Origin of the sequence: Caulobacter sp. LjRoot300 (genome assembly GCF_964253875.1) — a bacterium.
Classification (GTDB): domain Bacteria; phylum Pseudomonadota; class Alphaproteobacteria; order Caulobacterales; family Caulobacteraceae; genus Caulobacter.
Map to the genome: position 1 here is coordinate 228,066 of NZ_CAXUSA020000005.1, position 12,649 is coordinate 240,714.

General features: G+C 69.0%; 15 protein-coding genes. 5 read left to right on the forward strand and 10 right to left on the reverse strand.

Annotation, left to right across the window (positions count from 1 at the left end):
- Positions 1-10: 10 nt before the first annotated feature.
- Entirely contained in the window at positions 11-505 is a 495-nt protein-coding gene (locus tag ACSQ2G_RS18330) for a hypothetical protein (RefSeq protein WP_436033307.1), read from the forward strand.
- A 26-nt stretch (positions 506-531) separates the two neighbouring features.
- On the opposite strand, the gene ACSQ2G_RS18335 is transcribed toward ACSQ2G_RS18330, so the two are convergent.
- From ACSQ2G_RS18335 to ACSQ2G_RS18365, 7 genes are all read right to left on the reverse strand, one after another.
- Positions 532-1,239, reverse strand: a complete 708-nt coding sequence (locus tag ACSQ2G_RS18335; RefSeq protein ID WP_436033309.1) for a glycoside hydrolase family 16 protein — start codon at positions 1,237-1,239, stop codon at positions 532-534.
- A 162-nt stretch (positions 1,240-1,401) separates the two neighbouring features.
- Positions 1,402-3,333 carry a 1-deoxy-D-xylulose-5-phosphate synthase gene (gene dxs, locus ACSQ2G_RS18340; protein WP_436033311.1) on the reverse strand — a complete coding sequence of 644 codons (1,932 nt, stop codon included), beginning with the start codon at positions 3,331-3,333 and terminating at the stop codon, positions 1,402-1,404.
- A gap of 17 nt (positions 3,334-3,350) precedes the next feature.
- Positions 3,351-4,235 carry a polyprenyl synthetase family protein gene (locus ACSQ2G_RS18345; protein ID WP_028039949.1) on the reverse strand — a complete coding sequence of 295 codons (885 nt, stop codon included), beginning with the start codon at positions 4,233-4,235 and terminating at the stop codon, positions 3,351-3,353.
- A complete protein-coding gene (locus ACSQ2G_RS18350; protein WP_028039948.1) occupies positions 4,232-4,582 on the reverse strand; it encodes a tRNA-binding protein in 351 nt (116 codons plus the stop codon). Before ACSQ2G_RS18350 ends, ACSQ2G_RS18345 begins: the two co-directional genes overlap by 4 nt.
- Positions 4,582-4,824, reverse strand: a complete 243-nt coding sequence (locus ACSQ2G_RS18355) for an exodeoxyribonuclease VII small subunit (protein ID WP_056761797.1) — start codon at positions 4,822-4,824, stop codon at positions 4,582-4,584. Before ACSQ2G_RS18355 ends, ACSQ2G_RS18350 begins: the two co-directional genes overlap by 1 nt.
- Before the next feature lie 121 nt (positions 4,825-4,945).
- A complete protein-coding gene (locus ACSQ2G_RS18360; protein WP_436033312.1) occupies positions 4,946-5,596 on the reverse strand; it encodes a histidine phosphatase family protein in 651 nt (216 codons plus the stop codon).
- Between the two features lie 46 nt (positions 5,597-5,642).
- Entirely contained in the window at positions 5,643-6,563 is a 921-nt protein-coding gene (locus tag ACSQ2G_RS18365; RefSeq protein WP_436033314.1) for a histone deacetylase family protein, read from the reverse strand.
- Here ACSQ2G_RS18365 and ACSQ2G_RS18370 point away from each other — a divergent pair.
- Genes ACSQ2G_RS18370 through ACSQ2G_RS18380 form a run of 3 tightly spaced genes read left to right on the forward strand, consistent with a single transcriptional unit; the run spans position 6,562 to position 9,108 of the window.
- Complete coding sequence (locus ACSQ2G_RS18370) at positions 6,562-7,113, forward strand: N-acetyltransferase family protein (protein ID WP_436033315.1); 552 nt, start codon at positions 6,562-6,564, stop codon at positions 7,111-7,113. The two genes, ACSQ2G_RS18365 and ACSQ2G_RS18370, sit on opposite strands and share 2 nt — an antisense overlap.
- 59 nt (positions 7,114-7,172) lie before the next feature.
- Positions 7,173-7,886, forward strand: a complete 714-nt coding sequence (locus tag ACSQ2G_RS18375; protein ID WP_436033316.1) for a hypothetical protein — start codon at positions 7,173-7,175, stop codon at positions 7,884-7,886.
- 43 nt (positions 7,887-7,929) lie between these two features.
- On the forward strand, positions 7,930-9,108 hold the full coding sequence (locus tag ACSQ2G_RS18380) for a vWA domain-containing protein (protein WP_436033318.1): 1,179 nt from the start codon (positions 7,930-7,932) through the stop codon (positions 9,106-9,108).
- A 193-nt stretch (positions 9,109-9,301) separates the two neighbouring features.
- Here the strand turns inward: ACSQ2G_RS18380 and ACSQ2G_RS18385 are convergent, their stop codons facing one another.
- Both ACSQ2G_RS18385 and ACSQ2G_RS18390 read right to left on the reverse strand, forming a co-directional pair.
- The gene (locus ACSQ2G_RS18385) at positions 9,302-9,445 is read right to left on the reverse strand and encodes a hypothetical protein (RefSeq protein WP_436033320.1); all 144 of its coding nucleotides are present in this window, start codon (positions 9,443-9,445) and stop codon (positions 9,302-9,304) included.
- A gap of 37 nt (positions 9,446-9,482) precedes the next feature.
- The gene (locus ACSQ2G_RS18390; RefSeq protein WP_436033322.1) at positions 9,483-10,358 is read right to left on the reverse strand and encodes a transglutaminase family protein; all 876 of its coding nucleotides are present in this window, start codon (positions 10,356-10,358) and stop codon (positions 9,483-9,485) included.
- 97 nt (positions 10,359-10,455) lie between these two features.
- Between ACSQ2G_RS18390 and ACSQ2G_RS18395 the strand changes: the two genes are divergently transcribed.
- Complete coding sequence (locus ACSQ2G_RS18395; protein ID WP_436033750.1) at positions 10,456-11,160, forward strand: UdgX family uracil-DNA binding protein; 705 nt, start codon at positions 10,456-10,458, stop codon at positions 11,158-11,160.
- 151 nt (positions 11,161-11,311) lie between these two features.
- On the opposite strand, the gene ACSQ2G_RS18400 is transcribed toward ACSQ2G_RS18395, so the two are convergent.
- Complete coding sequence (locus ACSQ2G_RS18400; RefSeq protein ID WP_436033324.1) at positions 11,312-12,646, reverse strand: PepSY-associated TM helix domain-containing protein; 1,335 nt, start codon at positions 12,644-12,646, stop codon at positions 11,312-11,314.
- Positions 12,647-12,649: the final 3 nt, after the last annotated feature.

Below are 12,649 nucleotides of genomic sequence, written 5' to 3' on the forward strand. Positions count from 1 at the left end.
GGAACCCACCATGCCCCGCCGCATCCTGTCCAGCCGCCTGCTTCCCAACGCCCTGCACCTGGTTCTGACCCTGGGCGGGCTGACGTTGGGCGCCTGCGCCTATGAGCACCCGCCGCCGCCTGGCTACGCCTGGCGCTACATGCCGCCGAACGACGAGGGGCCCAAGTTGGCCTATGGCCGCCCCGACAGCGACGAAGTGCTGATGATGATGGCCTGCGCCCCCGGCGGCCGCGCCGGCCTGACCTTGACGGCGGCGGACCTGAGCGGGGACGAGATCGCCCTGGCCTCCAACGACACGATCACCCGCCTGAAGGCCCGGGTCGTCGCGTCCGAGGTCGTCGGCGGTATCCTGGAGACGCAGACCTCGGTCGACGCCGCGGCGCTGAGCGCCTTCCGCCGCACGGGCGATCTCGATCTGCTGATCGCCGACGGACGCCACAGCCTCGACGCCGCGCCGAGCGACCACCGGGACGTGAAGGCGTTCTTCAAGGCTTGCGGCGTTTGAACGCGCTGATCGGCTGATCCGGCGCCTCAGCGGCCCCGCTGATAGATCCGCACATAGTCCACCTCGAACCGGGCTGGGAAGGCCGCGTCGTCGATCCCCTGCCGGCCGCCCCAGCCGCCGACCGCGAGGTTCAGGATCAGGTACTGCGGCTTGTCGAATGGCCAGGCGCCGACGTCGCCCGGCTGATCATTGTCGATCCGCACGAAGGCGTGGTCGTCCACGCCGATCAGGATGCGGTCCTTGTTCCAATCCAGCTGGTAGCGGTGGAAGGCGCCGCAGACGTTGGACAGCTTGACCGCCCCGCCGCGTGCCGTGTGGGCCGCGTGATTGTACTTCCCGGTGTGCAGCGTGCCGTGCACCGTGCCTTCGTCCCAGCCGACATGCTCCATGATGTCGATCTCGCCGCCCTGCGGCCAGGGCGCCTTCGGGTCGGCGGGCATCATCCAGATCGCCGGCCAGGTCCCACGGCCGCAGGCCAGCTTCGCCCGCACTTCGACGAAGCCGTAAGTCCAGTCGGCCAAGCCTTGGGTCATCAGCTTGGCCGAACTGTAGCCTTGGCCGCCCCAGTCGGCCGGCTTCGGGTCGGGCAGGTCGGCGCGACGAGCCTCGATGATCAGCCGGCCATCCTCCACGCGCACGTTCTCGCGGCGCCCCTCGGCATAGTATTGCAGCTCGTTGTTCCACCAGCCCAGCTTGTTCCGCGACGTGTCGAACCGCCATTTGCGCGGGTCCACCGCGCCGGGACGGTCAAACTCGTCGGCCCAGACAAGGCGGGCCTCGGCCGGACGTCCGGCCGGCTGGTCGACGGTGTAGCGGGTCTCGCCCGTGGGGTCGGCAAGCGCCGGGCCCGCGGTAAGCAGAAGCAGGCCGGCGATGATCCGCTTCAGCTCCGCCTCCTAAGCCCGCCGCCCCGCCGCGCTGACGTTGTCGATGCCCAGAGCCGACAGAGCCCCGCGCAGGATGCCCTCGGCGTCGAGGCCGGCCTGAGCGTACATCAGGTCGGGCTTGTCCTGGTCCTGGAAGACATCGGGCAGCACCAGGGTGCGGATCTTCAGGCCGCGGTCCAGGGCGCCGTGCTGGGCCAGGGCCTGCAGCACGAAGGCGCCGAAGCCGCCCATGGCGCCCTCCTCCACCGTGATGATCGCCTCATGCTCGCGGGCCAGGCGCAGCAGCAGGTCGATGTCCAGCGGCTTGGCGAAGCGGGCGTCGGCGACGGTGGCCGACAGGCCGCGCGCCGCCAGCAGGTCGGCGGCCTTCAGGCATTCGGTCAGGCGCGTGCCCAGCGAGACGATGGCGACGCTGGTCCCCTCGCGCACGACGCGGCCCTTGCCGATCTCGAGCGGCGCGGCCAGGTCGGGAAGGGTCAGGCCCAGGCCCTCGCCGCGCGGATAGCGGAAGGCGCTGGGGCGGTCGTCGATGGCCACGGCGGTGGCGACCATGTGGGCCAGTTCCAGCTCGTCGGCGGCGGCCATCAGCACCATGCCAGGCAGGGCGCCCATGAAGCCGATGTCGAAGGTGCCGGCGTGGGTCGGACCATCAGCTCCCACCAGGCCGGCGCGGTCCATGGCGAAGCGCACCGGCAGGCGCTGGATGGCCACGTCGTGGACCACTTGGTCGTAGCCGCGCTGCAGGAAGGTCGAATAGATCGCCGCGAACGGCTTCATGCCGTCGGCGGCCAGGCCGGCGGCGAAGGTCACCGCGTGCTGCTCGGCGATGCCGACATCGAAGGTGCGTTGCGGATAGGCCTTGCCGAACAGGTCCAGCCCCGTGCCTGAGGGCATGGCCGCGGTGATGGCCACGATCTTGTCGTCGACCGCCGCGTGCTTGATCAGCTCCTGGGCGAAGACCTTGGTGTAGCTGGGCGGGCCGGCGGCCGGCTTCTGCTGCTGGCCGGTGACCACGTCGAACTTGACCACCGCGTGCAGCTTGTCGGCCGCGCCCTCGGCCGGGGCGTAGCCCTTGCCCTTCTGGGTGACGACGTGGACCAGCACCGGCTTCTCGTCAAAGTGCTTGGCGTTGTTGAGCACCGAGACCAGGGCGTCCATGTCGTGGCCGTCGATCGGGCCGACATAGTGGAAGCCCAACTCCTCGAAGAAGGTGCCGCCGGTGACCATGCCGCGGGCGTATTCCTCGGCCTTGCGGGCCGCGTCGCGGATCGGGGTCGGCAGCTTCTCGACCACGGTCTTGCCCAGCTTGCGGACCTTGCGATAGGCGCCGCCGGATACGAGGTTGGCCAGATAGGCGCTCATGCCGCCCACCGGTGGCGCGATCGACATGTCGTTGTCGTTGAGGATGACGATCAGGCGCCTGGTGGTGTCGACCGCGGCGTTCATCGCCTCGTAGGCCATGCCCGCGCTCATCGAGCCGTCGCCGATCACCGCGACGACGCTGTTGTCCTCGCCCTCCCCCAGAGCAAGACGGGCGTCACGCGCGGCGCAGAAGCCCAGGGCCGCCGAGATCGAGGTGGCCGCGTGGGCCGCGCCGAACGGGTCGTATTCGCTCTCGGCCCGCTTGGTGAAGCCCGACAGCCCGCCGCCCTGGCGCAGGGTGCGGATGCGGTCGCGGCGGCCGGTCAGGATCTTGTGCGGATAGGCCTGGTGGCCGACGTCCCAGATGACGATGTCCCTGGGCGTCTCGAACACGTGGTGCAGGGCGACGGTCAGCTCGACCACGCCCAGGCCCGCGCCCAGGTGGCCGCCGGTCACGGACACGGCGTCGATGGTCTCGGCCCGCACCTCGTTCGCCAGCTGCTTCAGTTCGGCCACGCTGAGGCCGCGCGTGTCGGCCGGTGACGAGATGGTGTCGAGGAGAGGGGTCAAAGCAGGCATGTCCGAAGAAAGCGCGGTCAGTTGCGGCGGTCCAGCACGAAATCCACGCTAAGGCGCAGATGTTCGGCCCGTTCGCCGAAAATATCGAGATGTGACCGAGTCTGAGCGGCCAGAAGGTTGACTCGTTCCTTCGCCGCCTCGAGGCCCAGCAGGGTGACGTAGTTGGCCTTGCCCTTGGCGGCGTCCTTGCCGCCGGCCGCCTTGCCGAGCACCGCTTCGTCGCCCTCGGCGTCGAGGATGTCGTCGACGATCTGGTAGGCCAGACCCAGGTCTTGGGCGAATCCCATCAGGGCCGCGCGCTCTTCGGCCTTGGATCGGGCGATGATCAGCGGGATCTCGAAGGCGAAGGCGATCAGGGCGCCGGTCTTCAGGCGTTGCATGCGGGCCACGGCGCCCAGGTCGTCGCGAACGCCCAGCAGATCGATCATCTGGCCGCCGGCCATGCCCTTGGCCCCCGAGGCGATGGCCAGCTTGCGCACCAGCTCGGCGCGGACGTGGCCGTCGTCGTGGGTGTCGGGGTGGGCCATGATCTCGAAGGCGGCGGTCTGCAGGGCGTCGCCGGCCAGGATCGCGGTGGCCTCGTCGTACTGCACGTGCACGGTGGGACGGCCGCGGCGCATGTCGTCGTCGTCCATGGCCGGCAGGTCGTCGTGCACCAGGCTGTAGGCGTGGATGCATTCCAGGGCGCAGGCGGCGCGCAGGACCGGTCGCTCGGGCAGGTCGAACATCTTGCCTGTCTCCAGGGCGAAGAACGGCCGCAGGCGCTTGCCGGGCCCCAGGGCCGCGTAGCGCATGGCTTCGGTCAGGCGGCTCTCAGGCCCGTCGGCGCGGGGCAACAGCTCGTCGAGCGCCACGGTGACGATGTCGGCGGCCTGGACGATGCGCTTTTCGAGGTCGATCAAAACAGCTTCCCCCCGTTGGGAACGTCGCGGTCGACGTCGACCAGCACCACGCCGCCCTCGGCGTCCGGAAAGCCCAGGCACAGGACCTCGGACTTCATCGGGCCGATCTGGCGCGGCGGAAAATTGACCACGGCGGCCACGCGGCGGCCGATCAGCTCGCCCAGGGCGTAGTGCTTGGTCACCTGGGCCGAGGATTTCTTGACGCCGATCTGAGGGCCGAAATCGATGGTCAGCTTGTAGGCCGGCTTGCGCGCCTCCGGAAACGGCGTGGCCTCGATCACCGTGCCGATGCGGATATCGACCCGTTCGAAGTCCTCGTAGCCGATCTGGGGCGAGGCCTGGCCCATCAGTTGAACTCGGCCGCTTCGGCGGTGACGGCGCCGCCCTGCCCCAGCACGATCTTCTCGACCTTCAGGCGCGCCGCCTCCAGCTTCTTCTCGCAATGGGCCTTGAGGGCCGCGCCGTCCTCGTAGATCTCGATCGAGCGCTCGAGCTCGGCCTTGCCGGACTCCAGTTCGCCGACGATCTGCTCCAGACGGGCCAGGGCCTGCTCGAAGCTCATGCCTTCAAGATCTTGCGGACTGATCATTTCTACTCCGGGGGCGAATGGGCGCACCCTAGTGGCGGGTCGCGGTGCGGGCAACGCCGTTGGCGGGGCTTTTGGTGAACAAGGTCAGGGACCTTGGCGCTGCTGACGTTCGCGGAGGCGCCTAGGGCCGCTCGAAGCGCTTCACGCACCAGTACTGGAATCCCTGGTCCAACGTCTTCTTCAAGCCGCGCTTCTGCAGCGACAGGCCGATCATGGTGTTGAAGAAGCCGTGGGCCACCAGCAGCACCTCCTGTCCGTTCTTCGACAGGTCGATCAGCAGGTCGGCGGCCTGGTCGGCGCGAAGCTCGGCCTGGGCCCGGCTCTCCTGGCCGTCGTGGTGGTCGAAGAACCACCACCAGAACCGGGCGAAGAAGCCCCAGTGCTTGGGCGACATCTTGATCCAGCGCGGCCAGGGCGGCGGCGGCAGGGGCGCCTCGATGAACAGCGGGTCGGTGGCGAAGGCCTTGCCCTCGGCCACGGCGGTGGCGGTCTCGATCGAGCGGCGGCGCGTCGAGGCGATCATCACCCCGGCCCGCCTGGCCGTGGCCTTCAGCGAGTCCGGCGGGGTCTGGCCGGGCAGCAGCCCGCCCTCCTCGTAGCGCGCCCACCATTCGCCATAGGCCGGAGCGTTGAAGCGGACCCTGCGCGACAGGGCCGGCTCGCCGTGACGGGCCAGGGTGATCGCGCCGGGGCGCGACGCCGCCGAGGGAGCGGCGGTCGGCTGTCCAGAAGGTTCCCGGGAGGAAAGGTGGTCGGCGGATTCGTCGGCCATAGATCTTGGAGGTCCGGTCTGCCGCCGTGGCGACCTGTCGAACCTCTCACCCCTCCTGCAACGCCTTGACATGCGCCGCCGCCGAGCGGCCGAGCGCCTCTAGGTCGTAGCCGCCCTCGAGCGAGGAAACAATACGCCCGCCGCAACGCCGGTTGGCGACCGAGGCGATCGCCCGCGTCGCCCAGGCGAAATCATCGGCTTCCAGGCTCTGGGCGGCCAGCGGATCGCGGACGTGGGCGTCGAAACCGGCCGAGACCAGGATCAGTTCCGGCGCGAATCCGTCGACCTTGTCCATCAGGCCCTCGAAGCCCCGGCGCCAGGTCTCGCGGGGCGCGTGCGGGGCGACCGTGGCGTTGGCGACGTTGCCGACCCCGGTCTCGGACGGATCGCCGGTGCCGGGATAGAGCGGCGACTGGTGGATCGAGGCGAAGAACACCGTCGGGTCGTGCTCGAACGCCGCCTGGGTGCCGTTGCCGTGGTGGACATCGAAATCGACGATCGCCACCCGCTTGAGGCCGGACGCCTGGGCGACGCGGGCCGCCACGGCGATGTTGGAGAACACGCAGAACCCCATGGCCACTCCCGGCTCGGCGTGGTGGCCCGGCGGTCGCACGGCGCAGAAGGCCCGCGCGCCCTGCCCGTCCGCGATCGCCCGGGTCGCGGCGACCACCGCCCCAGCGGCCCGCCGGGCGGCGGTGAGGCTGCCCGGCGACAGCACGGTGTCCGGGTCCAGGGCCTGGCGGCCACGGCTGGGCGCAGCGGCCAGCACGCCGTCGATGAAGCCTTGGGGATGCACCCGGGCCAGGTCGGCCAGGTCGACCAGCGGCGCGTCGAAGCGCGGCAGGTCGAGCGTCGCGTCGTCATCCAGCGCGTCGACCACCGCCCGCAAGCGCTCCGGCCGCTCGACGTGGTTGTCTCCGGGCCGGTGGTCGAGCATATCCAGGTGGGTATAGAGCGCGACATCCATGCAAGGATCGTATCCGTTGAACACCGCCGCGACCATCCTTCCAGCGACCCTCAGGCGGGCCACGATCGACGACGCCGACACCGTGTCCAGCCTCGGCGCCCGGACCTTCACCGAGACCTTCGCCCACCTCTATCCCGTCGAGGACCTGGAGACCTTCCTGGCCTACGCCTACGGCCTGGAACGCACGCGCCGCGACCTGGCGGATCCGGACACGGCGACCTGGCTGCTGGAACTGGACGACGAGGCCATCGGCTACGCAACGGCCGGCCCCTGCGGCCTGCCCCATCCCGAGGTGAAGCCCGGCGACGGGGAACTGCACCGGATCTACGTGCTCAAGGCGTTTCAAGGCGGCGGTCGCGGCTCGATCCTGCTGAACACCGCGCTGGACTGGCTGGAGAAGGACGGCCCGCGCCCCGTGTGGATCGGCGTGTGGTCCGAGAACTTCGGCGCCCAGAAGCTTTATGGCCGCCTGGGGTTCGAGAAGGTCGGCGAATACCACTTCCCGGTCGGCGAGACGAAGGACCTGGAGTTCATCCTGCGGCGCGGCTAGGGACTAGCCAAACTCGACCGGAGGCTGCAAACTTTCCCCAATCATCGGGGGAGGATCGGATGCGGCGGTTTCTGACGGGGTGCGGCGCGGCTCTGGCCGCCCTGGCGCTGGCGAGCACGGCCTTGGCGCAGACTCCGGCCCCCGACGCGGCGGCCAAGCGCGCCGCGGCAAAGACCGAGGGCGACGCGATCCTGGCCAAGGCCGGCGCCGCGGCGCTGTTCGACAATATCAGCGACCAGCCCGACCAGGACGGCGCGGTGGTGCTGCAGCACAAGGGATCGGGCCTCTACTGCCTGTTCAATCCGGGGCGGACCGACAGCGAGGTCGTGCTGTTCAACCCCAATGGCGACGACGTCGGCTGCCGTAGCGTGACCAGCTTCGACAGCCGCATGGTCTACGCCACCCGCACCAGCCTCACCCTGGACCAGGAGATCGCCGCGGCCGTCATGGCCCTGAAGGTCAAGTATCCGAAGGTCAAGCCCTACAGGGCTGCGGTCAATCCGATGATCGCCAAGATGCTGAACTCGGACAAGGTTCCGCCCAGCCGCACCGAGCGCTTCCTGGTCGAGGGCAACTACGAAAGCGTGTCGGTCACGGTCATCGACGGCTGGGCGATCAAATATCGCCTGAGCGGCGATGCGGGAATGGCCAAGTTCCTGGCCGATGCTGGCGACGGCATCGGCTGGCTGATGTACGTCTTCAAGGCCGATACCTACCATAAGGCCATGACGCCGGGGTCGCCCGCCACGCCGGCTGGACAGCCCGCCTCCTGACGGCCATCCTGGGCTCGAACACTCGTTCGAAAGCTGCCCGCCCATGTTCCTGCGCTTCTTCTCCGAACTCCGCGCCGCCAAGGTGCCGGTCTCCCTGCGCGAATACCTGCTGCTGATGGAGGCCCTGGACAAGGATGTCATCGACCGGCGGATCGAGGACTTCTACTTCCTGTCGCGCGCCAGCCTGGTGAAGGACGAAAAGAACCTCGACAAGTTCGACCGGGTGTTCGGCCATGTGTTCAAAGGGCTGGAGACGGTCGAGGACGGCCTGACCGCCGATATCCCGGCCGAGTGGCTGAAGGCGCTGACCGAGAAGTTCCTGACCGACGAGGAAAAGGCGCAGATCGAGGCCATGGGCGGCTTCGAGAAGCTGATGGAGACCCTGCAGGAGCGCCTGAAGGAGCAGAAGGAGCGCCACGAAGGCGGCTCCAAGTGGATCGGCACTGGAGGAACGAGCCCGTTTGGCGCCAACGGCTACAATCCCGAAGGCGTCCGCATCGGCCAGGACAAGAGCCGCCACGGCCGGGCCGTGAAGGTCTGGGACAAGCGCGAATACAAGAACCTCGACGACAGCGTCGAACTGGGCACCCGCAACATCAAGGTGGCCCTGCGCCGCCTGCGCAAATTCGCCCGCCAGGGGGCGCTGGACGAACTGGACCTGAAGGGCACGATCCAGGGCACGGCCGAGAAGGGCTACCTGGACATCCAGATGCGCCCCGAGCGGCGCAACACCATCAAGGTGCTGCTGTTCTTCGACATCGGCGGTTCGATGGACGGCCATATCAAGCTCTGCGAGGAGCTGTTCAGCGCCGCCAAGACCGAGTTCAAGCACCTGGAATTCTTCTATTTCCACAACTGCCTGTACGAGGCGGTGTGGAAGGACAACCGCCGCCGCCAGGTCGAGAAGATCCCGACCTTCGAGGTGCTCCACAAGTTCCCCCACGACTACAAGGTTATCTTCGTCGGCGACGCCACGATGAGCCCCTACGAGATCACCTATCCGGGCGGCAGCGTCGAGCACTGGAACGAGGAGGCCGGGGCCATCTGGATGAGCCGGGTCACCGACATCTACCAGAGCGCCGTCTGGCTGAACCCCACGCCCGAGCGGCACTGGGACTACACCCAGTCGATCGGGGTGATGAAGCAGCTGATGAACGACCGGATGTTCCCGTTGACGCTGGAGGGGCTGGACAAGGCGATGCGGGAGCTGGTGCGGGGCTAGTCGGCCAGGTCTCTTGCCCCCTACAGGCCTTCGGCCGTCTTCCCCCAAAGGGGGAAGAGCCTTAAGCGCGAGGGCTCCGCCCCCTCTGGGGGCGGACAGACCGCGAAGCGGTCAGGTGGGGGCAAGTGGGCCGCCCCCTTTTTTTCGCGAGCGTTCAACCGCTGGAGCGGCGGCACCCAGGCGACCGCAAGGGCTAATGCGCCGGACGCGGCTCGAACAAGCGCTTTTCCGGCGTCTTCAGGCACTCGGCGTCGGGCTTCTGGCCATGCTGCGGCTTGGGCTCGGGGTGCGGCAGGTGGCCGGCGCCGAGGGGAGCCTGTTGTTGGAACGCTTTCATCATCGCCTCATCCTCCCGAAATCTTTTGTCGTTCTTGTCACGCCGCCTCATCGAGGGCGTCCAGCAGGCGCACCTCGACGGTGACGCTCAGATGCGCCTCGCCGGGATCGCCGATGATCGTGCCCGACACCGGCCGGGCCTCGCCCGGCGTGCGGGTGGCGGCCACCCGGATCAGGTCAGGCGACTCCGCCAGGCCGTTGGTCGGATCAAACTCGGTCCAGCCCAGGTCGGGCAGGAACACCTCGCACCAGGCGTGGGTCGCTCCCGCGCCACGCACCGTCCCGCCGGGGCTATGGATGTAGCCGGTGGCGAACACCGCTGCATAGCCCAGCCGCCGCAGGGCCTCGACCATCAGCCAGGCGAAGTCCCGGCACGTGCCGTTGCCCAGGGCGATGGTCTCGGCCGGAGACTGGACGCCCGCCTCCTCGCGCGGGTGGTAGCCGAACTGGTCGTGGATCGTGCGGTTCATCCGCAGCAGGAAGTCGACCGCCGGCTCGTCCGGCCGCTCCATCTGGCCGCGCAGCCAGCGCAGCAGCACCCGGTCCTCGTCCTCGGTGGCCGGGGTGATGAAGGGGTTGAGCACCGCCCGGTCCTCGCGGGCGTAGACGATCGGCGAGACGGTGTGCGGGTCGTCGATGCGCAGGCTGGTCAGGGGCGCGGGAAAGCGGTCGATGACCAGGCGGCTGGTGATGGTCAGGCTGTCGGCCTCGCCCCGGGGCGTGAACCAGCAGACGCAGTTGCCGGCGGCGTCGTAGGTCCAGCGCGTCTCGCCCGGCAGCGAGGTCTGCAACGAAGCCTCGCTGATGCGGATGGCGTGACTGTCGCGCGGCCGGATCAGCAGCCTGTGCGCCCCGAAGCCGACCGGCCGGGCGTAGCTGTATCGCGTTTCGTGAAGGATGCCGAGCCGCGCCATGGGGTCAGCATAACCCCATAACATTCGCTTCGTTCCGTCACAGGCGGGTGATCGGTTCGGGCGGAACCTGTCGGAGGCGACATTCATTCCAGACCTGATCGAAGAAGCGCAGAGCCGGACCGAGGCCATGGTCGCCGCCCAACCCGCCAAGCCGTCGGAACGCGCGCCCAAGGCCGCGCTGAAGCACGCGCGCGGAGCGTACGGCGAGCGCGACCTGACCAATCTGGACGCGGTGGCCGCCGGCATCCAGGTCTGCCGCCGCTGCGACCTGTGGCGCCACGCGACCCAGGGAGTTCCTGGCCTTGGTCCGGCCAAGGCGGTCCTGATGATCGTCGGCGAGCAGCCGGGCGACCAGGAGGATCTGCAGGGCGTCCCCTTCGTCGGTCCGGCCGGCCAGCTTCTCGACCGCGCCATGGCCGAGGCCGGCGCGCCGCGCGACCGGGTCTTCGTGACCAACGCCGTCAAGCACTTCAAGCATGAGCCGCGTGGCAAGCGCCGTCTCCACAAGACCCCGGACCGGGGCGAGGTCCAGGCCTGCCGCTGGTGGCTGGACGCCGAACGCCGGCTGGTCCGCCCCAAGGTCGTCCTGGCCCTGGGCGCGACGGCCGTGCAGGCGGTGTTCGGCAAGACCCTGCCGATCGGCAAGACCCGCGGCCAGCAGCTGGCGCTGGACGGAGGCGAACAGGGCTTGGTCAGCTGGCACCCGTCGTTCATGCTGCGCATCCCCGACCGCGACGCCAAGGACCGCGCCTATGCCGAGCTGGTCGCGGACCTGAGGCAGGCGTGGAAGATGGCGGAGTAGATTGTGATCTCCTATTCCTTATCATCCCGGAAGCCTCGCAGAGGCTGTCCGGGACCCAGGTGAACCGCAAGGCCTTCGCCCAGTCCCCTGGATCCCGGACAAGCGCTACGCGCTTTCCGGGATGACAACGCTCAAAGGCGGAGGATGGCGGTCAAGCCGCCCGCGCTCTGCGCCCCACCCTCGCCCGGCGCTTTTTCAACCAGATGACCACGCCGGTCACGCTAAGCGCCGCGACGACCACCCCGGTCAGGGAGATCAGGATCCGTCCCGGAACGCCCAGGATGCGCCCTGAGTGCAAGGGGAACTGGGCCTGGACGAAGATATCGGCGGCCGTGCCCTTCCACGGCTGGCGGGCGCCCAGCAGGGCGCCGGTCTTGCCGTCGTAATAGAGGTAGGGCGGACCGACGCCGGCCGCGCCGTGGTCGCCGCCGGGCTCGTGGAAGGCCACGCCGTAGAGGCCGTATTCCGGCGAGTAGAAGGCGCTGCCCGCCGGCGCGCGCCAGCCGCGCTTGGCCGCCTCGACCCGGGCGCTGTCCAGCACCTGGGCGTAGGTGCGGGTGGCGACGATCGGCGAATGGATGTCGGCCGGCTTGCGCAGGTCGAAGGGGCTCGGCGTCACCTTCGAGACCTTGGACATGACCGGATAGAACACCTCGCTGTAGAGGTTCAGCGAGAAGGCGGTGAAGGCCACGGTGAACAGCACGCCCCACAGCCACAGGCCGAGGGCCCGGTGGACGTCGAAATTGATCCGGTAGGCGCTGGCCGAGGTCTTGATGATCCAGGCCGGCTTCCAGCGCGCCCAGAAGCCCTTGGTCGCCTTGGCGCCGCTCCCGCGCGGCGCGGTCTTCTGGCGCGGCGGCAGGGTCAGGTAGAAGCCGATGAAGCAGTCCAGCGTCCACAGGATCGCCACCCCGCCCAGCAGCCAGACGCCCCAGCGGTCGATGCCCCACATCGCCGGAATGTGCAGGGTGTAGTGCAGCACATAGAGGAACGAGACGAAGGTCTCGCTGGTGATCGGCCAGACCGCGCCCCACTCGCGCCGCCCCTGCTCCGCCCCGGTCGCCGGATCGATGAACACCTGGTTGTAGTGCGGTTCGAACAGCTTGCCGGTGGCCGGGTTGCGCTTGGGCGAGACCCCGAAGGCCAGGGTCCCGCCCGGCTCGGGGGCCAGGGGCACGTAGGTCACCTGCACGCGCGGGTCGCGGACCTCGATCTGCCGGGCCAGGTCCAGCGGCGGCAAGGCCGGACCGCCCTTCGAGCGGGCGAACATCAGGTGCGGATTGAGCACGTCGTCCAGTTCGTGGTCCCACGAGATCACCGCCCCGGTGACGCCGGACACGAACAGGAACCCGGCGATGAACAGCCCCACCCAGCGGTGGAGGAAGGTCAGGGCGGGCCGGAGGCTGGGCGGCGCGAACCGGACAGCGCCCGAACGCGCGGGCGCCGGGCCGGCGTCGGGAACGAGATCCTGGGTTCGCGCGTCCATGGC